The following is a 20,457-nucleotide window of genomic DNA, read 5'->3' on the forward strand; positions in this document are numbered from 1 at the left end:
GACGATGGGGGTGCCTGATGACCGCCGACCCGACAGGACGACCGACGTGAGCACCCCCGACCTGGCGGGCTTCGGCCCGGCCGACCTCCCGGACCTGTCCGGCCTCCGTGCGGTCGTCACCGGCGCGAACTCCGGCATCGGCTTCCACGCCGCGAAGGCGCTGGCCGAGCACGGCGCCGAGGTGACGATCGCGTGCCGGTCCCTCGACAGGGCCCGCAGCGCGCAGTCCGACATCGGGCACGGCGTGCAGGTAGCGGAGCTGGACCTCGCCTCCCTCGACTCCGTCGGCCGATTCGCCGACGGCTGGACGGGCCCGCTCGACCTCCTCGTCGACAACGCGGGGGTGATGGCCCCGCCGCGCTACCGCGAGACCTCCGACGGCTTCGAGCTCCAGTTCGGCACGAACCACCTCGGCCACGCCGCCCTCACCGGTCGGCTGATGCCTCGCCTGCTCGAGGCCGCGGCCCCGCGGGTGGTCGTGGTGTCCTCGATTGCCCACCACCAAGGTGACGAGAGCGTGCTGGCCGGCAACGCGAACCGCGCTGCCTACTCGGCGTCGCAGGCGTACGGGAACTCCAAGCTGGCGAACCTGCTGTTCGCGTTCGAGCTGCAGCGCCGCGCCGCCGCGGCTGGCTCCCCGCTCACCGTGACCGCCTGCCACCCCGGCGTCTCGAACACGGGCCTCGTCACGTCGAAGGACGGCCTGGGTGGCCTGCCCCTGGTCAAGTACGTCGCCCCGGTGGTGGGGGCGGTCCTGACGCAGTCCTCCGCCGCGGGCGCCAACCCCACGCTGTGGGCGGCGACGTACGCCGAGCCCGGGTCGTACGTCGGGCCCACCGGTCTGCGGGAGACCCGCGGCCGTCTGGGCGCGGCGAAGCTGTCCCGCCACGCGCGCGACACCCACCTCGCGGCGCAGCTGTGGGACCGCGCCGAGGAGTGGACCGGGGTGCGGTTCGACCTGGGCTGAGCCCCAGGCTCCTCCAACGCGGTCGGCTCGGCGTCCGGGTGCCGGCGGTCCGTCACCGCCGCCGCTCAGGCCCCGCCACGACCCCGGCCGTCCACGCGTAGGTCGTCTTCACGACGCAGCAGCGGCGTCCCGGCGATCGCGGGACCGACGATGCACTGACGACCCCGCGCGTCCTGGCTCGGACGCACATTGACTTTGAAAATCATTCTCTCTACGGTCGTGCCGTCCTCACCGAGCGAGGCGTAGCGCGGGCGTGCCCCGTGGCGTCCGCTCACACATCTCGGGCGGGGGCGTTTCGGCGCGCCCGGAGAACGGAGAACCATCAGATGAGAAGGCGCAGCAGCGTGGTCGCGGTGGTGTCGCTCGTGGCGGCGGCGACCGCGGCGTGCGGGGCCCCGGCCGACAGCCAGACGAGCGCGTCCGGCGACGCGGCACCGGTCACCGTCGAGAGCTGTGGTCGGGAGGTGACCTTCGACGCGCCGCCCGAGCGGGTGCTCGCCGTCGGCTCGGAGGCGCCGTCGCTGCTCGTCGCGGCGGGCGCGGGGGACCGCATCACTCACTACGCGGGCAGCCTCGAGGTCCCCTTCGAGCCGGAGACCGCCGACGTGCTGGAAGGCGCGGAGCGGGTCACCGAGGACTCGCACGACGTCTCCTTCGAGATGATCGTCAACGCCGGCGTCGACACCGTGATCGGCACCGACATCACCTCCGGCGTCGACATCGACTCGCTGGCCGAGCGCCTCGACGCTGCCGGGATCCAGCTGGTCACCGTGAGCGGCTACTGCGCCGGCATCGAGGGCCGCTCCACCGGCGGGGCGAGCGGGTTCGACCTCATCTACCGCGACGTCGAGACCTACGGCGAGCTGTTCGGCACCGAGCAGGAGGCCGCGGACGCCGTGGCCGACATGCGGGCCCGCACCCAGGCCGCCACCGAGCAGGTCGAGGCCGCCGCGGGCACCACCGCCGTCCCGCTGTACGTCGCCGCCGGGGGACCGCTCGGCTCGTACGGCGGCCAGTCGCTCGTCTCCGAGCAGATGGCGGCGCTTGGCCTGGAGAACGTGTTCGCCGACGTGCCGAAGCGCTACTTCGAGCCCAGCAGCGAGGAGGTCGTGGGCAGCGAGCCGGACCTGGTCTTCGCGATGTACCTGCCCACCGGCTCCTCCGAGCTCGAGACCGACGACGCCGTCGTCGACGAGCTGCGCGGCCGCCCCGAGCTCGACGGCGTCGAGGCCGTGGACGACGACGCGGCCGTCGTGCCGCTCAACTACTTCTACACCTCGCCCGGCCCCCTCGCGGTGGACGGCCTCGAGCAGCTCGCCGAGCGGCTGTCGGCCCGGTGAGCGCGCAGGAGACCCTCCCCGCGCCCAGCGCCCACCGGGCACAGCAGACGACGCAGGCGACGCGCGTCGACTTCGTCAAGCTCAGCCCGACGCAGAACATGACCGTGCTCGTCCGCAGCGTCCACCCGGTCGCGTCGTACCGCGCGATCGCCGCCCAGCTGCTCTCGGTGGCCCACGTGCACGCCGAGCAGGTGGGGTTCGTCCGCGAGGCCACGACGCCGGCGGCGCACGTGCGGCTGCACATGGCCGGCGACGAGTTCTGCGGCAACGCCTGCATGGCGCTGGCCGCGCTCACCGCGCTCGAGTCAGGGCTGCGCGACGGCGAGCGCACCGAGGTCACCGTCGAGTCCTCCGGCGTCGAGGAGCCCCTCACGTGCCGGGTCGAGCGGCACGGCGACGACTACGAGTGCCAGCTGCCCATGCCCGCGCCCGACCGCGTCGAGCCGCACCCCTTCGGCGGCCCGGCCACCGGCGGGTCGAGCCTGGTGCGCTACGACGACGCCGTGCACCTCGTCGTCGAGTGCGACGAGCTCGACCCCGCCACCCGGGCGCACGCCGAGCAGGTCGCCGCGCAGCTCGCGGCCGCCGAGGACGTGCCCCTGGTGGGCGTCATGCTCTACGACCCGCAGCGCCTCGAGCTGGCGCCGCTGGTCGCCGTCCCGTCGCTCGACAGCCTGGTCTGGGAGCGCAGCTGCGGGTCCGGGACCGCCGCCGTCGGCGCCCACCTCGCCGACGCCGCCGGCGCACCGGTGAGCACCGACCTGCTGCAGCCGGGAGGCACCATGCACGTCCGCGCCGACGTGGACGACGAGGGGGGGACCGCCCTGCGGATCAGCGGGCGGGTCCGTGTCGTGGCCGAGGGGACGGCGTACGTCCATGACTGACACGACCACGACCACCCGGCACGTGCCCGACGCCTCCGGGGCGGCGGCCCTGCGCGAGGTCCTCGAGGACTTCCGGCGTCGCTTCGCCGACGCCGTGGCCTCCTACGACGGTTCGACCCGCCACGCCACCGCGCTGGAGCAGGCGACCGCCGAGTACGCCGCGCTGGTCACCGACGAGCGCCACGAGGCACCGTTCGCCGCGCTCGTCGCCGACCCCGACGCCCTCACGCTGGTGGACGACCTGCGCGCGGTGTCGGCGCGGTGCGCGGCGATCACCGAGAAGTACCGCGCCCTGCGGCTGCTCGACGGCGCGGAGGCCACGACGGGCTACTTCGCCAACGTGGAGTCGTGCATCGCCGACGAGTTCGGCGCGCTCGGTCCCACCTCGGCGTCGTCAGTGCTCCTCGTCGGCTCCGGGTCGTTCCCGATGACGCTGCTGCACGTCGCCGCGCTCACCGACGCCGCCGTGGCCGGGGTCGACATCGACCCCGAGGCGGTCGACCTCGGGCGCCGCGTCGTGGGTCACCTCGACCCCCGCGCCGACATCACGATCGAGCGCCGGGAGCCCGACGAGCTGGAGTTCGCACGGCGGGCCACCCACGTGGTGTTCAGCTCCACCATCCCGGTGAAGTACGCGCTGCTCGACCGGCTCCACCCGGTCACCCGCGACGACGTCGTCGTCGCCATGCGGTACGGCGACGGCCTGAAGTCGCTGTTCAACTACCCGCGGCAGGAGGTCGACCCGCAGCGGTGGCGCCTCGCCGAGACGGTCCGTCGTCCGGGCCAGGTCTTCGACGTCGCGGTCTACACGAAACCACGCACGAGAGAGGCGGGACGATGACACACGAGCTGGGGAAGGTCCTGGTCGCCGGGACCGGGCCGACCGCGGTCCAGACCGCGGTGATGCTCTCGAGGCTCGGCGGGCCGGTCGCGGTCGTCGGTCGCGAGTCGGCGCGCTCGGAGGGGTTCTTCGCCGCGCTCGGCGCGAGCGGCGGCACCCTGCGGGTCGACGTCCAGAACGACGCGCACCGCCCGCTCGCCGGGGAGGTCCGCCTCACGGAGTGGTTCCGCGGCTACCCGACGGTCGCAGGACAGTGGCACACCCTCGTGCTCACCGTGACCGCGGACGCCTATGTCGCCGTGCTGCAGCAGCTGGACGGCGGGGTCCTGCGCGGGCTCGACCGCGTCGTCCTGCTCTCGCCCACGCTGGGCTCGGCGTCGCTGGTGCGCGAGTACGCCGCTCGCGCCGGCGCCGCCCCCGAGGTCATCAGCTTCTCCAGCTACCTCGGCGACACCCGCTGGCCCGGCGGCAGCCCCGGTGACGCCGTGCTCACGGCCGGGGTCAAGCGCCGCACCTATGCGGCGTCCACCCTGCCGGGCTCGCCCGCCCTGGAGCGCCTGCGCGCGCTGCACGCCTCGGTCGGCTGCCACCTCGAGCTGCTCGCGCAGCCGATCGAGGCGGAGTCCCGGAACATCTCGCTGTACGTCCACCCCGCGCTGTTCATGAACGACGTGACGCTGGACGCCGTGTTCGGCCCGGTGCTGACGCCCGGCTCCGAGCGACCGGCGCCGACCCGCTACGTCTACAAGCTCTACCCCGAGGGGCCGGTCACGCCGTCGTTGATCGCCACCATGGTCGCGTTCTGGCGCGAGCTCACCGCGGTGGTCGAGTCGCTCGGAGGTACGGGCGTGAACCTGCTCGCCTTCATGCTCGAGGACAGCTACCCCGTGCGGCCGGAGAGCATCGGCCCCGCGGACGTCGCGGCGTTCCCGTCGCTGCCGCGCGTGCACCAGGAGTACCTGGTCTACGTCCGCTACGCCTCGCTGCTCATCGACCCGTTCTCCGAGCCGGACGCCGAGGGCCGCTACTTCGACTTCTCGGGCATCCCGATCCGCGGGGTCGGCCGCAACGCGGCGGGGGAGTGGGACGTGCCGCGCATGCCGAAGGAGGACTACTACCGCACGAAGGTCATTCAGGGCGTCGCGCGCCACCTGGGCGTCGCCTGCCCGACCATCGACGGTCTGCTGGGCGCCTACGAGGAGGCGCTGGTCCGGGCGGCGGGGGCGTTGCGTCCCGACCCGCTGTCGGAGGCTTTCGTCGTGCAGGACTTCGACGCCGACGTCGACATGGTCCGCGCCGGCCTGGGGGTGACGGTGTGAGCAGCAGGGAAAGCAGCACGGAGAAGGACACGAAGAGCGGCACGGGGACCTCCGGACCGGAGGCCTTGCCCAGCGAGCGGAAGGTCGTCGCGGCGGTCTGGCCGACGCTGCTCGCCTCCGCGGTGGGGCTGCTGCCCTTCACGGTGTTCACCACCTTCCTGGTCGACATCGCCCGGGCAGCCGGTGACGGCACCGCCGAGGTCGGGTCGCTGCGGGGGCTCGGCGGCATCGGGGCCGTCGTGGCCGGCGTCGCGCTGGCCCCGCTGCTGGCGCGGATCGCGCCCGGACAGGTCGCCGCCGTCGCGCTGGTGCTGCTCGGCGTCGCCTCGCTCGTCGGCAGCCTGGAGTGGTGGCTCGCCCTGGCGGCGTTCTGCCTGCTCACCGGGGTGTCCAACGCCCTGCTCTACCCGGCGCTGTCCACCGCGGCCGCGGACCGGTTCGGCTCCGGGCCCGCCGCGAGCCGCGCCGCGACCCTGGTGATGACCGCGCAGACCCTGGCCTCGACGCTGGGCGCGCCCCTCATCGTCCTGCCCACCCTGTGGTGGGGCTGGCAGGGCGACCTGGTGGCCATCGCCGTGCTGGCGTTCCTGCTCGCGCCCGTCCTGGTGCGCTTCGGCCGGACCCGGTCGGACGACGCCCCGCCGCCGGAGCGGCTCGGCTACCTCGCCGCCTTCCGCCGCCTCTCGGCGGTGCCCGGCGCCCGCGCGCTGCTCGTCGTCGCGTTCGCCCGCGCCGGCGCCTTCATGGGGCACCTGGCCTTCCTGGCGCCGCTGTACGCCGACCGGTTCGACCTGTCCCCGGCGCTGTTCGCCTTCGTCTGGTCGGTCAGCGGCGGGTCGTTCTTCGTCGGCCACCTCCTCGCGGGACGCCTCGTCAACGCCGACGAGAGCGACGACCGCGCCGTCCGGGTCATGGCGCTCAGCCTCCTGGTCTCGCTGGTGGCGCTGGTCGGGGTCTACACGGCCCCGGTGCTGCCGCTCGCGCTGCTCGGCACGGCCGTGCTGTCGGTCAGCCACGCCGTGGTCGCCGCCGCGGTCGTCACGCTGCTCGTCCGGCGCAGCGCCGAGGTGCGCGGGCCGGCGCTCAGCCTCAACTCGGCGGGCATGAGCCTGGGCCTGTTCCTCGGCACCGCCGCCGCGGGCGCCGGCCTGGGCGTGGCCGGGTACGCCGGCGCCGCCGTCGTCCTCGTCGTCCTCACGCTCGTGGCGCTCGCCGCCGCCCTCACGCTGCGGGCGGCCCCGTCGCGGACCGCGCCCCGGACGGCACCCCGGTGAGCGCCACCGGCCAGGCCGTCAGCCCCGGGACGGCGCTGCCCGACCTCGACCCGCTCGACGACCTCGACCACGACCGCCGGCGCCGCCGCGGCCTGGCCTGGGTCGGCGGGCTCACGGTCGCGCTGCTGGTCTCCCTGCCCCTGGCCGTCGCCCTGGGTCCGGTGGCCGTTCCGGTCGACGTGGTCGCCCGGGTCGTGGGCCACCACGTGTTCGGCGTCCCGGTCGAGGTCACCTGGTCGCCCGCGCAGGAGTCGATCGTCTGGCTGCTGCGCACCCCGCGGGTGCTCCTCGGCGCGGCCGTCGGCGCCGGCCTCGCGATCGCCGGGGTCGCCCTGCAGGCGCTGACCCGCAACATCCTCGCCGAGCCCTACCTCCTCGGCGTCACCTCCGGCGCCTCCACCCTGGCCGCCGCCTCCATCCTGTTCGGGGTCGGCACCGGCATCGGCTCCAGCTCGCTGGCCGGCAGCGCCTTCGTCGGCGCGCTCACCGCCGGTGTCGCGGTGTTCCTGCTCGGCCGGGTCGGGGGCCAGATGACCTCGACCCGCCTGGTCCTCGCCGGGGTGTCGGTCGGTTACGTGCTGCAGGCGGCGACCTCGTTCCTGATCTTCGCCTCCGACGACCCGGACGCCGGCCGCTCCGTGCTGTTCTGGACCCTCGGCTCGCTCACCCTCGCCACCGGGCAGACCGCACTGGTCACGGGGGCGGTGGTGCTCGTGACGACGCTGCTGCTGCTCGCCCGCGCCCGCCACCTCGACGCCCTCGCGATCGGCGACCAGACCGCCCAGGCGCTGGGGATCTCACCGAACCGGCTGCGGGCGGTGGTCATGGCGGTGACCGCGCTGTGCGTCGGGGCGCTGGTCGCGGCGTCCGGCGGCATCGGCTTCGTGGGCCTGATCATCCCGCACGTCGCGCGGATGTGCGTCGGCACCGCGCACCGGCTGCTGCTGCCGGTCGCCGCGCTGCTGGGGGCGGTGTTCCTGGTGTGGGCCGACGTCCTCGCCCGTATCGTCCTCGCCCCGCAGGAGCTGCCGCTCGGCATCATCACCGCCATCGCCGGGGCGCCGCTGCTGTTCGTGCTCGTCCGACGCCTCAACCCGACCCGCTGACCCTGAGCAGGAGGACCCCACCGTGATCACCGCCCGTGACGTCTCCGTCGGCTACGACGAGCACCTCGTCGTCGACGGCGTCGGGCTGAGCGCCGGCCCGGGGGAGGTCGTCGGCCTGATCGGGCCCAACGGCAGCGGCAAGACCACCTTCCTGCGCACCCTGTACGCCGCCCTGCGGCCCCGTGCGGGTCTCGTGACCGTCGACGACCAGCCGGTCGCGGGCCTCCGCGGCGCCGACCTCGCGCGGCGGATCGCCGTGGTCGCCCAGGAGACGCCGTCCGACCTGCCCGTCACGGTGGCGGACATGGTGCTGCTCGGCCGCGCCCCCCACAGCGGCGCGCTCGCGGCGTTCGGTCGCGACGACCACCGGGTCGTCGCCGCGTCCCTGGCCCGGGTCGGCGCCCGGCACCTCGCCGAGCGCCGCTACGCCACGCTGTCCGGCGGCGAGAAGCAGCGGGTGCTGGTCGCCCGCACGCTCGCCCAGCGCGCGGACCACCTCCTGCTCGACGAGCCGACCAACCACCTCGACATCGGCTACCAGCACGACCTGCTGCGCATGGTCGGCCGGCTCGACGTCACCACCGTCGTCGTCCTGCACGACCTCAACCTCGCCGCGCGCTACTGCACGACGCTGGTCGCCCTCCACCAGGGCCGGATCGTCGCCACCGGCACGCCGGCGGAGGTGCTCACCCCGGAGCTGCTGCGCGAGGTCTACCGGATCGAGGCCCGCCCGATGACCGTCGACGGCTGCCTGCAGCTGTTCTTCAGCCCCGTCGAGGAGCAGAGCACGTCCCCGTCCGGGGTGTGAGTCAGCCGCCGAAGTGCGTCCGGTGCTCCGCCACCCAGGCGGCGTACGGGCGCGCGGGGCGGCCGAGGACCTCGAGGACGTCGGTCTCCCGCACCGGCTCAGGGGCCCGCCACGAGCGAGGCCCAGTAGGCGAGCGACGACCGGGCGAAGGCTTCACCGAGGCCGGCGGCGAGCTCCGCGTGGGCCTCCTCGGCCGGCTGCTCCTCGACCCGGAGCGCACGCCCGAGGAGCTCGGCGACGGTGTGCACCTGCTCGGCCTGCGTCAGGGTCTCCGGGCCGGTGACGGTGAGGGCGCTGCCCCGCCAGCGCGGCTCGGTCAGCGCCGCCACCGCGACCTCGGCCAGGTCCCGTTCGTCGACCAGCGACCTGCCCGCGCGCGGGAACGGCAGGCGCACCGTGTCGCCGCGGCGTACCTGCTCTGCCCACCCCAGGGTGTTCGCCGCGAAGCCGCCCGCGCGCACGAACGTGTGCGTCGTGCGCGCCCGGAGCAGGAGCGACTCGAGGTCGGCCCACACCCCCGGCATCGGCCGGTCCGGTCCGGTCGCGTGCAGGTCGGCCGCGGAGAGCAGGACCACGTGGTCGACGTGCTCGGCCAGCGCCTGCACCACGCCGTCCGCGCCCGTCGCCTCGAGTCCCGGCCACAGGAGGAACGCCGCCCGCGTGCCCGCCGCGGCCCGCGCGACGGACGCGGCGTCACCGAGGTCACCCGGTACGACGACCACCCCGTCGGGCAGGGCGGCCTCGTCCGGTCTCCTCACCAGGGCCCGCACCCGGGAGCCCCTCCGGAGCAGACCGTCCACCACGTGACGGCCGGTCCGGCCCGTGGCCCCGAGCACCAGGACGGCTGCCGGTCCCTCGTCCCGCGTCGTGTCGTCCATGTCCGCGACGCTAGGAGCTCGAGCGCGCTCGAGGTCAAGAGGTCAGAGCACCTCGAGGGGCTGGTGCCGACGAGGGGGCGGGAAGGCCTCGTCCAGCGCCTGCAGGTCCTGCTCGCCCAGCCGCAGGTCGAGGGCGGCCCTGTTCTCCCGGACGTGCTCGGGCGTGCCGGCCCGGGGGATGGCGAGGACCCCCTCCCGGGTCATCACCCAGGCGAGGGCGACCTGGGCGGGCGTGGCGTCGAGCCGCTCGGCGACCGCGGCCAGCGCGGGGTGGTCCAGCAGACGGCCCTGCTCGATCGGTGAGTAGGCCATGACCGGGACGCCCTGCACCCGCATGGTGTCCAGCAGGTCGTACTCGATGCCCCGTCGCGTGAGGTTGTACAGCACCTGGTCGACCTGGACGCCCTCCCCGCCGGGGACGTCCTCCAGCTCGACCATGTCGTGGAGGTCGAAGTTGCTGACGCCCCAGTAGCGGATCATGCCCCGGCGGACGAGCTCCTGGAAGGCGCGCACCGTCTCGGCGAGCGGCACCCGCCCCCGCCAGTGGAGCAGGTACAGGTCCAGCCGGTCGGTCCCGAGGCGGCTGAGGCTGCGGCGGCACGCCTCGAGCGTGTCCTCGTACCCGGAGTTCGAGGGCAGGACCTTGCTGACGAGGAACACCTCGTCCCGGCGTGTGCCCAGGGCCTCGCCGACCAGCACCTCCGCCGCGCCGCTGCCGTACATCTCGGCGGTGTCGACCAGGGTGAGCCCGCTGTCCAGCCCCTGGCGCAGGGCGGCGACCTCCGAGGCCCGCCGCCCGGCGTCCTCCCCGAGGTACCACGTGCCGAGACCCATCGCGGGGACGGACTCGCCCGCGGGCAGCTGCACCGTGGGAACGGTTGTCTCGGGGCGCATGGTCCTCCTCGTGGGTCCGACGGACCGGCCCGGACGCGACGCCGGACCGGTCCGTGCAGTCAACCGGCGACCGCCGGCGCGGCGCCATCGGCAGAACGGCCCACCCGTGCCGCCCGGGGCTCGCCTGCCCATGGGCAGAACGACCGATTGTGCCGGGCTCCGCGCACGGGCATGGTCGAGCCACAGTGCGGCGTCACCTCACCCCCCGCCGAGGGTGGAGGACGACGAGGGGGACCCGACGGGGTGGGACGTGAGGACGACGGACGCCGAGGAGCCCGGACCCGCGACCGGTAGCGGCGCGTCCCGGTCGCCGCGCCCGCGGCCCGGCCGCAGGGTGCACGTCTGCGCGCTCTACTCGGGGCCGCAGGAGCGGGACCGGGTGCTGCTCCCCTTCCTGCGGGAGGGCCTCCGCGCGGGCGACGAGTGCCTGTGCCTCGTCGACGGGATGGATCCGGCGGGCACGCGCCGGCGAGCCGGTGGACCCGCCGCGGCCGGCGGCGGACGCCTGCACGTCCACCCGGCCTCGGACGTCTGCTCCCGACCCGGGGAGCTCTCCGTCGAGCGCGCGACCAGGCTCCTCGCGACGGCGACGACGACGGCGACGGCGTCGTCCGGCAGGCCCGACGTCCCGGCCGTGCGGGCCGCCGCGGAGATGCCCTGGACGCGGCAGCCGACCGTGCAGGACCTCCTCGACCACGAGTCGGCGGTCGGCGCGGTGCTCGCCGCGGTCCCGGCCGTGTTCCTCTGCCTGCACGACCTGCGGCGCCTCGGGAACGAGACGCTCGTCGACCTCCTGCGGGTGCACTCCACGGTCCTGCTGGAGGGGAGCGTGCTCCACCACCGTCACCGCCCGGCGCCCGGAGCCCGTCCCCGGCCCGCGCTGGAGGCCGGCGCCCGCTACCCCCTCGCGACGCGCCCCGGCCCCGGCCCCGAGGGAGCGAGCCGCTGGCTGTCCCTCACCGGCGCCGAGCTGCGCGTGGCCGAGCTGGCGGCGAGCGGCATGACGAACCGGGTCATGGCCTCGGAGCTGTCCGTCTCCCCGCACACCGTGGACGCCCACCTCAAGCACATGTACGTGAAGCTCGGCATCCACTCCCGGGTCGAGCTGACCGTCCTCGCCCTCCGGTCCCGGGGCCCGAGCACCTGAGACCCGGCCCGTGACCGCCGGGCCACGAACGCCCCCGATCACGGGATGCCGGTGCTCCGCGCCCGGCGACAGCATGGCCGGATCCGGCAAGGATCCACGGGAGGGCGTCATGGCCAAGGCTGTAGGTATCGACCTGGGAACGACCAACTCGGTGATCGCGGCGATGGAGGGCGGCCAGCCCCAGGTCGTCGCGAACGCGGAGGGGAACCGCACGACGCCCTCGGTGGTCGCCTTCCTCGAGAACGGCGAGCGCCTCGTGGGCCAGATGGCCCGCAGGCAGGCGATCCTCAACCCCCGGGGGACGATCTACTCGGCGAAGCGCTTCATCGGCCGCAAGTACGACGAGGTGCAGAGCGAGCTCCACACGGTCTCCTACGAGGTCGTCCCGGGTCCCGACGGCGCGGTCCGCTTCTCGGTCCACGGCAAGCTCTACGCGCCGGAGGAGCTGGCCGCGCAGGTGCTGCGCAAGCTGGCCGAGGACGCGGGCAAGGCGCTCGGCGAGCGCGTCACCGAGGCCGTCATCACGGTCCCGGCGCACTTCAACGACGCCCAGCGCCAGGCCACGAAGGACGCCGGCAGGATCGCGGGTCTCGAGGTCCTCCGGATCATCAACGAGCCCACGGCGGCGGCCCTGACGTACGGGATGGACAAGCTCGAGAACGAGACGGTCCTGGTCTTCGACCTCGGCGGCGGCACCTTCGACGTCAGCATCCTCACCGTCGGCGACGGCGTCGTCGAGGTCCGGTCGACGGCGGGCGACACCCACCTCGGCGGGGACGACTTCGACCGGCGCATCGTGGACCACCTCGCGGACGAGTTCAGGAACCAGACCGGCATCGACCTGCGGGAGGACCCCCAGGCCCTGCAGCGGCTGTTCGAGGCCGCCGAGAAGGCGAAGGTCGAGCTGTCGTCCGTCACGCAGACCGCGGTGAACCTCCCGTTCGTGACGGCGGACGCCTCCGGCCCCAAGCACCTCAACGTGACCCTGATGCGCTCCACGTTCGAGCAGCTGACCGCGGACCTCGTGGACCGCTGCATGGGCCCGGTCGAGCAGGCCATGGCCGACGCGAAGTTCACGGCGGACGACATCGACGAGGTCATCCTCGTCGGCGGCTCGACGAGGATCCCGGCGGTGCAGGGCCTGGTCCGCCGGATGACCGGGGGCAAGGACCCGAACATGACCGTCAACCCGGACGAGGTCGTCGCCCTGGGCGCGGCGGTCCAGGCGGCGATCATCAAGGGCGACGTGAAGGACGTCCTGCTCCTCGACGTCACGCCGCTCTCCCTGGGGCTGGAGACGCAGGGCGGGGTCATGACCAGGGTCATCGAGCGCAACACGACTATCCCGGCACGTCGCACCGAGGTCTTCAGCACCGCCCAGGACGACCAGGAGGCGGTGGACGTCGTCGTCCTGCAGGGCGAGCGCGAGCGGGCCGGCGACAACCGGGTGCTCGCCCGGTTCCGCCTGGAGGACATCCGGCCCGCGCCCCGGGGCACGCCCCAGATCGAGGTCACCTTCGATTTCGACGCCAACGGCATCCTGCACGTCTCCGCGAGGGACACCGACACGGGCGCCGAGCAGGAGGTCACCATCAGCGAGACCTCCACCCTCAGCCCCGAGGAGGTCGAGCGGATGGTGTCGGACGCCGAGGTGCACCGCAGCGAGGACGCCCAGCTCCGCGAGCTCGTGGACGCCCGCAACGGCCTCGACTCGGTGTCCTACCAGGTGCAGCGACGCCTCGACGAAGCCGACGGCGCCCTCGCCGAGCACGACCGGGCGCGCGCCGAGATGCTGGTCGGCGACGCACGCGCCGCCCTCACCGACGAGACGCCGATCGACCGTCTGCGCGCCCTCACGGGTGAGCTGCACCAGATGGCCCAGGCGCTGGGGACCTCCGACCGGGCTCGGGCCGGCTCCGGCGGCACGGGCGGCACGGGCGGCACCGGCGGCACGGGCGGCACGGGCGACCCAGGAGCGGGCGAGGACTCCGACGACGTGATCGACGCCGAGTTCACGACCCACTGAGGGACGACGTCGCCATGGTCGAGCAGGAGCCACCCCGGTCCCCGTCCCCGTCCCCGTCCCCGTCCCCGTCCCCGGACAGGGACGAGGGCGCGGTCGACGGCGCCACGGGCGCCCCCACCGGCACCCACCCCGAGTCCGGGACGGCCCGGAGGGTCGCGGACCTCGAGGACGCCTGGCGGCGTACCGCCGCGGAGCTGGAGAACTTCCGCACGCGGTCCGCGCGCGACGTGGCCCGCGCCCGTGAGCAGGAGCGGGCCGCCGTCGCCGCCCGGTGGCTCCCGGTGCTCGACAACCTCGAGCGCGCCCTCGAGCACGCCGCCTCGCACCCCGACCAGATCGTCGAGGGCGTGCGTGCCGTGCAGCGCCAGGCCCTCTCGGTCCTCGCGGACCTGGGCTACCCGCGACGCGACGACGAGACCGGGAGGGCCTTCGACCCCGCCCAGCACGAGGCCGTCAGCACCGTGGCGGACGAGCAGCTCGTCCCCGGCACCGTGGCGCAGGTCGTCCGGCCCGGTTACGGCCCCGACGGCCAGATCCTCCGGCCGGCGTCCGTCGTCGTCGCGACCCGGAGCGAGTGATGGCCAGGGACTTCTACGAGGTCCTCGGGCTGTCCCGCGACGCCGACCCGTCGGAGATCCAGCGGGCGTACCGCAGGCTGGCGCGCACGCTCCACCCCGACGTCAACAAGGACCCCGGTGCGGAGGAGGGGTTCAAGGAGCTGTCGGAGGCGTACGACGTGCTCTCCGACCCCGACCAGCGCCGGCGGTACGACGCGTTCGGGGAGGACTTCCGGCGCGTCGGCGCGGACGTCGACCCCGACGCCTACCAGCGGGCGCAGGCGTACGCGCAGGCCGGCAGCGGCAGCGGCAGGGCGAGCGGCTGGGGCGGGGCCGGGGGACCGGGCGGCTTCCGCTACTCCGGCTCCGGCGACGACGTGGACCTGGAGGACCTGCTCGGCGGCATCTTCGGTGGCCGCGGCCGCGGCCGGGGCGGCTGGGGACCGGTGGCCGGCTCCGACCACGAGGCCGAGGTGGAGGTGACCGTGGAGGACGCCTACGCTGGGACCGAGCGGACGCTGACCATCACCGGCCCGGACGGTCCGCGGTCGCTGGACGTGCGGATCCCCGCGGGCGTCGTGGACGGTCAGCGGATCCGTCTGCGCGGCCAGGGGAGCCAGGGATCCGACGGGGGCCTGCCGGGCGACCTATACCTCACCGTCCGCATCGCACCCCACCCGCGCTACCGCCTGGACGGCCGCGACCTGCACGTGCTGCTGCCGCTGGCCCCGGGGGAGGCGGCGCTCGGGGCGTCGGTCGACGTCGACACCCCCGGGGGCCGGGCCACGGTCAGCGTCCCGGCCGGCACGTCCAGCCACCGCCGGCTCCGCCTGAGGAGCCGCGGGCTGCCGAACGCCCGGGGCCGGCCCGGCGACCTGTACGCCGAGGCGCAGATCAGGGTGCCGCCGTCGCCCTCGCCGGAGGAGCGGGCCCTGTTCGAGCGGCTCGACCAGGTCTCGACGTTCGACCCGAGGAGCTCACGATGACCACGACGACACCACCCACGCCACGGGGGACGACGTGGGCGCTCGCGCGGCCCGCCCGCCTCAGCCTGGACAGCTACGCCCGCATCACCGGGGTGCACCCCGACCTGGTCCGTCGGCTGGTGGCCCTCGGGCTGCTCGAGGTCACCCGGGACGCCGAGGGCGGCCTCTGGTTCGCGCCGTCCGCGGTCCGGGAGATGGCGACCCTCCAGCGGCTCCACCTCCGGCTCAACCTCACCTACTCCTCCCTCGGCCTGGTGATGGACCTGCTCGACCGGATCTCCCACCTGGAGAGGTCCCAGCGCCGATCGCCCGAGGACGGTGGAGCCCGATGGACCTGAACCGACTCACGCAGAAGTCCCAGGAGGCGCTGCACGACGCCCAGACCACGGCGCTGCGGTTCGGCCACCAGGAGGTGGACGGCGAGCACCTGCTGCTCGCGCTGCTCGACCAGGGCGACGGCCTGGTCCCACCGCTGCTGGCGCGGGCCGGGGCGGACACCGACAGGCTGCGCGAGGAGCTGGAGGCCGAGCTCGGGAGGCGCCCACGCGTCACCGGGTCCGGTGCGGAGCCGGGGAAGGTGTACGTCACCGCGCGGCTGAACCGGGTCCTCGAGGCGGCCGAGACCGAGGCGCGGAGGCTCAAGGACGACTACGTGTCGGTGGAGCACCTGGTGGTCGCGCTCCTCGTCGAGGGGGCGGGTTCCGCCGTCGGTCGCCTCCTCGCGCAGCACGGCGTGACGCGCGACTCCTTCCTCACCACGCTGACCGCCGTCCGAGGCTCCCAGCGGGTGAGGTCCGCGACCCCGGAGGGGACCTACGAGGCCCTCACCAAGTACGGGCGCGACCTCGTCGCCGATGCGGCGGCCGGGCGGCTCGAACCGGTGATCGGCCGGGACGCCGAGATCCGACGGACGGTGCAGATCCTGTCCCGCAAGTCCAAGAACAACCCGGTGCTGATCGGGGAGCCCGGGGTCGGCAAGACCGCCATCGTGGAGGGCCTCGCCCAGCGCATCCACCACGGCGACGTCCCGGACGGCCTGCGCGACAAGACCGTGTTCTCCCTCGACATGGGCTCGCTGGTCGCCGGCGCGAAGTACCGCGGCGAGTTCGAGGACCGGTTGAAGGCCGTCCTCGACGAGGTGCTGGCCGCCGAGGGCAGGATCCTGCTGTTCGTCGACGAGCTGCACACCGTCGTCGGGGCGGGCGCGTCCGAGGGCGCGATGGACGCGGGCCAGATACTCAAGCCGATGCTGGCCCGGGGCGAGCTGCACATGGTCGGGGCCACGACGCTCGACGAGTACCGCACCCACATCGAGAAGGACGCCGCCCTCGAGCGCCGCTTCCAGCCGGTGGTCGTCGACGAGCCCACGACCGAGGACGCCCTCTCGATCCTCCGGGGCCTGCGCGAGCGCTTCGAGGTCTTCCACGGCGTCAAGATCCACGACGGTGCCCTGGTCGCCGCCGTCACGCTCAGCCACCGCTACATCTCCGACCGGTTCCTCCCCGACAAGGCCATCGACCTGGTCGACGAGGCCTGCGCGATGCTGCGCACGGAGATCGACTCGATGCCGGCGGAGCTCGACGGGCTCACCCGTCGGCTGACCCGCCTCGAGATCGAGGAGGCCGCCCTCGGCCAGGAGACCGACCCGGCCAGCGAGCGCCGCCTGGTGGAGCTCCGCAAGGAGCTCGCCGACCTGAAGGCCGAGGCCGACTCCATGCGCGCCCAGTGGGAGTCGGAGCGGCAGGCGCTCCGCGAGGTCCAGGGGCTGCGCCAGGAGATCGAGCAGGTCCGGCTGGAGAGCGAGCAGGCGGAGCGGGACTACGACCTCAGCCGCGCCGCGAGCCTGCGCCACGGCCGGCTGCCCGAGCTCGAACGGCGGCTCGCGGCGGCCGAGCAGAGGCTGGAGGCGAAGCAGGGCGCGAGGCGTCTGCTCCGGGAGGTCGTCACGGACGAGGAGATCGCCACCGTCGTGGCGCGGTGGACGGGCATCCCCGTGAGCCGGCTGCAGGAGGGCGAGCGAGCCAAGATCCTGCGGCTCGACGACGTGCTCCACGAGCGGGTGATCGGTCAGGACGAGGCGGTGCAGCTCGTGACCGACGCCGTCGTGCGGGCGCGGTCCGGCATCAAGGACCCGACGCGCCCGATCGGGTCCTTCGTCTTCCTCGGTCCGACGGGTGTCGGCAAGACGGAGCTCGCCAAGGCGCTCGCGCAGGCCCTCTTCGACAGCGAGGAGAACATCGTCCGGCTCGACATGAGCGAGTACCAGGAGCGGCACACCGTCAGCCGGCTGGTGGGGGCCCCACCCGGCTACGTCGGCTTCGAGGAGGGTGGTCAGCTGACCGAGGCGGTGCGACGCAAGCACTACTCGGTGGTCCTGCTCGACGAGATCGAGAAGGCCCACGTCGACGTCTTCAACACCCTGCTGCAGGTCCTCGACGACGGGCGCCTGACCGACTCCCACGGGCGCACGGTCGACTTCCGCAACACCGTCGTCGTCATGACCTCCAACATCGGGTCGGAGCACCTGCTCGACGGGGTCACCCGCAACGGCGAGGTGACGGCGGACGCCCGCAGCCGGGTGATGGGTTCCCTGCGGTCGCACTTCCGCCCGGAGTTCCTGAACCGGATCGACGAGATCGTGCTGTTCACGCCGCTGACGCTCGGCGAGATCGAGCTCATCGTCGACCTCCAGCTGGGCGAGCTGAGGGACCGGCTGGCGGAGCAGCAGATCGGGTTCCGGGCGACCCCGGAGGCCAGGCGGTTCATCGCCGAGCAGGGGTTCGACCCGGCGTACGGCGCTCGCCCGCTGCGGCGGTTCGTGTCTCGCGAGGTGGAGACCCGGGTGGCCCGCGCGCTCCTGCGCGGCGACCTGCCGGCCGGCTCGACGATCGTCGTCGACGTCACCGGCGACGTCCTCACCGTCGACGCGGACCCACCTCACGTCGAGCCACCCGACGTCGAGCCACCCGACGTCGAGCCACCCGACGTCGAGCAGAGGGAGGCCGTGGCATGACGACGACGAGGACCCCCGCGCGGGTCGTGGTGTGCCCGCACTGCGGCACGCGGAACAGGGTGCCCGCCGCCGCGGACGGCGCCCCGCGCTGCGGCAGCTGCGGGAACCCGCTGCCGTGGGTGGTCGACACCTCCGACGCCGACTTCGCCGCCGTGGTCGACGGGTCGACCATCCCCGTGCTCGTCGACGTGTGGGCGCCGTGGTGCGGCCCCTGCCGCCGGGTCAGCCCCGCCCTGGAGCAGCTCGCGACCGAGCTCGCGGGCCGGGTGAAGCTGGTCAAGGTCGACGCGGACCAGGCGCCCGAGGTGAGCCGTCGCTTCGAGGTCCAGGCCATCCCCACGCTGGTCCTGCTGCACCACGGAACGGTCGTGGCCCGTCAGATCGGCGCCGCACCCGCGGCCGCCCTGCGGGCCTGGCTCACCGACAACCTGCCCGGGAGCGCTGCCGCGCCCGGCCCCGACCACGACCAGCCGACCTCGGAGGACCGATCATGAGCACCCAGCCGACCCCGTCCGTCCCGGACCCGCACCTGCCGCTCATCCGCCCGGTCGGGCCACCCCGCACACCGGGCTGCGCCGAGTGCCTGCGCCTCGGCACGCCCTGGGTGCACCTGCGCCAGTGCCTCACGTGCGGCGAGGTCGGCTGCTGCGACTCCTCCCCGATGCGCCACACCCGCGCCCACGCGGCCACGACCGGCCACGTCGTCGTCCGCTCGATCGAACCGGGCGAGGACTGGAGGTGGTGCTATGTCGACGACCAGTTCGTCTGAGGCCGGGGCCCCGGGGCTGACCGAGACGCCGGACACCACGGGCGCCTACCCCCGGCTGCACGAGGAGCAGGTGCTGCTGCTGTCGCGGTACGGCGAGCGCCGGACGTTCCCCGAGGGCGCCATGCTCTTCTGCGAGGGGGACCGCGACTGCGGGCTGTTCGTCGTGCTGGAGGGCCTGGTCGCCGTGGTGCAGGGCGACGAGTCCCAGGTCGGCCCCCGCGTGATCGCCGTCCACGGGCCGCACCGGTTCGTGGGCGACCTGTCGATGCTGACCGGCCAGGCGGTCCACGTCACCGCCGTCGCACGGACCGACGTGGAGGTCCTGGAGGTCCCCTTCGAGCGGCTCCGGGAGGCCGTCGTCCAGGACCAGGCCCTGGGGGACCTGGTCCTGCGGGCCCTCATCGTGCGGCGCTCCATCCACGCCGACCTCGGCGCCGGCCTGCGGATCACCGGCTCGCGCTTCTCGGCCGACACCCGCCGCCTGAGGGACTTCGCCAGCCGGAACCGGATCCCCTACCGCTGGGAGGACCTCGAGGACGACCCGCACGCCGAGCAGACCCTGCGGGCCTTCGCCGTGCCCCCGGACCAGACGCCCGTCGTGATCTGGAAGGGGCGGACGGTCCTGCGCAACCCCTCCAACGCCGAGCTCGCCGCGCTGCTCGGGCTGCGCGCGGAGGCGCCCGGGCACGACACGTACGACGTGGTGGTGGTCGGCGCGGGCCCGGCCGGTCTGGCCGCCGCGGTGACCGCGGCGTCCGAGGGTCTCTCCACGGTCGTGCTCGACGCGGTCGCGACCGGGGGCCAGGCCGGGACGTCGTCGCGGATCGAGAACTACCTCGGCTTCCCGGCGGGCGTCTCGGGGGCCGAGCTCGCCGACCGTGGGGTGGTCCAGGCGCGTGCGTTCGGGGCCACCTTCACGATCCCCGCGGAGGCCCGGGCGCTCGACCGCGTCGACGGCCACTTCGTCGTGCGCCTCGTCGACGGCGGGCAGGTCGAGGCGCGCGTGGTGGTGCTCGCCACCGGCGTCCACTACCGCCGTCTCGACGTGCCCGGCATGGATCGCCTCGAGGGCCCGAGCGTGTACTACGCCGCCACCGAGTTCGAGGCGCGGCTGTGCCGCGGCGACCCGGTCACGATCGTCGGGGGCGGGAACTCCGCCGGCCAGGCGGCGGTGTTCCTGGCCGGCAACGCCGCCACCGTCGAGCTCGTGATCCGTCACGACGACCTGTCGCGGGACATGTCGCGCTACCTCAGCGACCGCGTCGAGAGGGACCCGAGGATCACGGTCCGACGCTCGAGCGAGGTCGCGGAGCTGGTCGGCGACGACGCGCTCCACGCAGTGATGGTCCGGGACCTGGAGACGGGTCGCCGCGAGCGCGTCGCCGCCACGGCGTTGTTCGTGCTGATCGGCGCCGAGCCCCACACGTCCTGGCTGCAGGGGCAGGTGTCCCTCGACGAGCGCGGGTACGTCCTCACCGGGGACCTCCCGGGCGGGTCGGTCACCGGTTTCGGGACCGACCGGTCGGGGGTCGTCGCGGTCGGTGACGTGCGCAGCGGCTCGGTGAAGCGGGTTGCGTCCGCCGCGGGCGAGGGCGCGATCGGGGTGCGCCAGGCCTACGACCACCTCCGCGCCACGGGCCGCCTCTAG

General features: G+C 74.3%; 19 protein-coding genes. 17 read left to right on the top strand and 2 right to left on the bottom strand.

Features of this window, described 5'->3' with window-relative positions; genetic code table 11:
• Positions 1 to 46: 46 nt before the first annotated feature.
• From MJ876_RS12965 to MJ876_RS13000, 8 genes are all read left to right on the top strand, one after another.
• A complete protein-coding gene (locus MJ876_RS12965) occupies positions 47 to 967 on the top strand; it encodes an oxidoreductase (protein ID WP_240236719.1) in 921 nt (306 codons plus the stop codon).
• Between the two features lie 326 nt (positions 968 to 1,293).
• Positions 1,294 to 2,307 carry an ABC transporter substrate-binding protein gene (locus tag MJ876_RS12970; RefSeq protein ID WP_240236720.1) on the top strand — a complete coding sequence of 338 codons (1,014 nt, stop codon included), beginning with the start codon at positions 1,294 to 1,296 and terminating at the stop codon, positions 2,305 to 2,307.
• On the top strand, positions 2,304 to 3,191 hold the full coding sequence (locus MJ876_RS12975) for a hypothetical protein (protein WP_240236721.1): 888 nt from the start codon (positions 2,304 to 2,306) through the stop codon (positions 3,189 to 3,191). The genes MJ876_RS12970 and MJ876_RS12975 overlap by 4 nt, the downstream gene beginning before the upstream one ends.
• The gene (locus tag MJ876_RS12980; protein WP_240236722.1) at positions 3,184 to 4,032 is read left to right on the top strand and encodes a hypothetical protein; all 849 of its coding nucleotides are present in this window, start codon (positions 3,184 to 3,186) and stop codon (positions 4,030 to 4,032) included. Before MJ876_RS12975 ends, MJ876_RS12980 begins: the two co-directional genes overlap by 8 nt.
• A complete protein-coding gene (locus MJ876_RS12985; RefSeq protein WP_240236723.1) occupies positions 4,029 to 5,351 on the top strand; it encodes an opine metallophore biosynthesis dehydrogenase in 1,323 nt (440 codons plus the stop codon). The genes MJ876_RS12980 and MJ876_RS12985 overlap by 4 nt, the downstream gene beginning before the upstream one ends.
• Complete coding sequence (locus MJ876_RS12990; protein WP_240236724.1) at positions 5,348 to 6,625, top strand: MFS transporter; 1,278 nt, start codon at positions 5,348 to 5,350, stop codon at positions 6,623 to 6,625. Before MJ876_RS12985 ends, MJ876_RS12990 begins: the two co-directional genes overlap by 4 nt.
• Complete coding sequence (locus MJ876_RS12995) at positions 6,622 to 7,731, top strand: iron ABC transporter permease (protein ID WP_240236725.1); 1,110 nt, start codon at positions 6,622 to 6,624, stop codon at positions 7,729 to 7,731. The genes MJ876_RS12990 and MJ876_RS12995 overlap by 4 nt, the downstream gene beginning before the upstream one ends.
• A 22-nt stretch (positions 7,732 to 7,753) precedes the next feature.
• Positions 7,754 to 8,539: an ABC transporter ATP-binding protein gene (locus tag MJ876_RS13000; protein WP_240236726.1), complete on the top strand. Its 786-nt coding sequence runs from the start codon at positions 7,754 to 7,756 to the stop codon at positions 8,537 to 8,539.
• 98 nt (positions 8,540 to 8,637) lie between these two features.
• Here the strand turns inward: MJ876_RS13000 and MJ876_RS13005 are convergent, their stop codons facing one another.
• Together MJ876_RS13005 and MJ876_RS13010 are read right to left on the bottom strand one after the other, a co-directional pair.
• Positions 8,638 to 9,417, bottom strand: coding sequence for an SDR family oxidoreductase (locus MJ876_RS13005; protein WP_240236727.1), 780 nt, complete (start codon positions 9,415 to 9,417; stop codon positions 8,638 to 8,640).
• A gap of 42 nt (positions 9,418 to 9,459) precedes the next feature.
• Positions 9,460 to 10,311, bottom strand: a complete 852-nt coding sequence (locus MJ876_RS13010) for an aldo/keto reductase (RefSeq protein ID WP_240236728.1) — start codon at positions 10,309 to 10,311, stop codon at positions 9,460 to 9,462.
• A gap of 250 nt (positions 10,312 to 10,561) precedes the next feature.
• Here MJ876_RS13010 and MJ876_RS13015 point away from each other — a divergent pair, with 250 nt between their 5' ends.
• The 9 genes from MJ876_RS13015 (at position 10,562) to MJ876_RS13055 (ending at position 20,457) form a co-directional block, all read left to right on the top strand.
• On the top strand, positions 10,562 to 11,458 hold the full coding sequence (locus MJ876_RS13015) for an MEDS domain-containing protein (protein ID WP_240236729.1): 897 nt from the start codon (positions 10,562 to 10,564) through the stop codon (positions 11,456 to 11,458).
• Between the two features lie 109 nt (positions 11,459 to 11,567).
• On the top strand, positions 11,568 to 13,484 hold the full coding sequence (gene dnaK / locus MJ876_RS13020) for a molecular chaperone DnaK (protein ID WP_374202477.1): 1,917 nt from the start codon (positions 11,568 to 11,570) through the stop codon (positions 13,482 to 13,484).
• Between the two features lie 14 nt (positions 13,485 to 13,498).
• Complete coding sequence (locus MJ876_RS13025) at positions 13,499 to 14,062, top strand: nucleotide exchange factor GrpE (protein WP_240236731.1); 564 nt, start codon at positions 13,499 to 13,501, stop codon at positions 14,060 to 14,062.
• A complete protein-coding gene (locus tag MJ876_RS13030) occupies positions 14,062 to 15,027 on the top strand; it encodes a DnaJ C-terminal domain-containing protein (protein WP_240236732.1) in 966 nt (321 codons plus the stop codon). The genes MJ876_RS13025 and MJ876_RS13030 overlap by 1 nt, the downstream gene beginning before the upstream one ends.
• A complete protein-coding gene (locus tag MJ876_RS13035; protein ID WP_275694934.1) occupies positions 15,024 to 15,365 on the top strand; it encodes a chaperone modulator CbpM in 342 nt (113 codons plus the stop codon). Before MJ876_RS13030 ends, MJ876_RS13035 begins: the two co-directional genes overlap by 4 nt.
• Complete coding sequence (gene clpB / locus MJ876_RS13040; protein WP_240236928.1) at positions 15,356 to 18,040, top strand: ATP-dependent chaperone ClpB; 2,685 nt, start codon at positions 15,356 to 15,358, stop codon at positions 18,038 to 18,040. The genes MJ876_RS13035 and clpB overlap by 10 nt, the downstream gene beginning before the upstream one ends.
• On the top strand, positions 18,037 to 18,534 hold the full coding sequence (trxA, locus tag MJ876_RS13045; protein WP_240236733.1) for a thioredoxin: 498 nt from the start codon (positions 18,037 to 18,039) through the stop codon (positions 18,532 to 18,534). Before clpB ends, trxA begins: the two co-directional genes overlap by 4 nt.
• On the top strand, positions 18,531 to 18,809 hold the full coding sequence (locus MJ876_RS13050; protein ID WP_240236734.1) for a UBP-type zinc finger domain-containing protein: 279 nt from the start codon (positions 18,531 to 18,533) through the stop codon (positions 18,807 to 18,809). The genes trxA and MJ876_RS13050 overlap by 4 nt, the downstream gene beginning before the upstream one ends.
• Positions 18,787 to 20,457, top strand: coding sequence for a cyclic nucleotide-binding domain-containing thioredoxin-disulfide reductase (locus tag MJ876_RS13055; RefSeq protein ID WP_240236735.1), 1,671 nt, complete (start codon positions 18,787 to 18,789; stop codon positions 20,455 to 20,457). The genes MJ876_RS13050 and MJ876_RS13055 overlap by 23 nt, the downstream gene beginning before the upstream one ends.

The organism is Nocardioides sp. CFH 31398, assembly GCF_022436705.1.
GTDB lineage: Bacteria > Actinomycetota > Actinomycetes > Propionibacteriales > Nocardioidaceae > Nocardioides.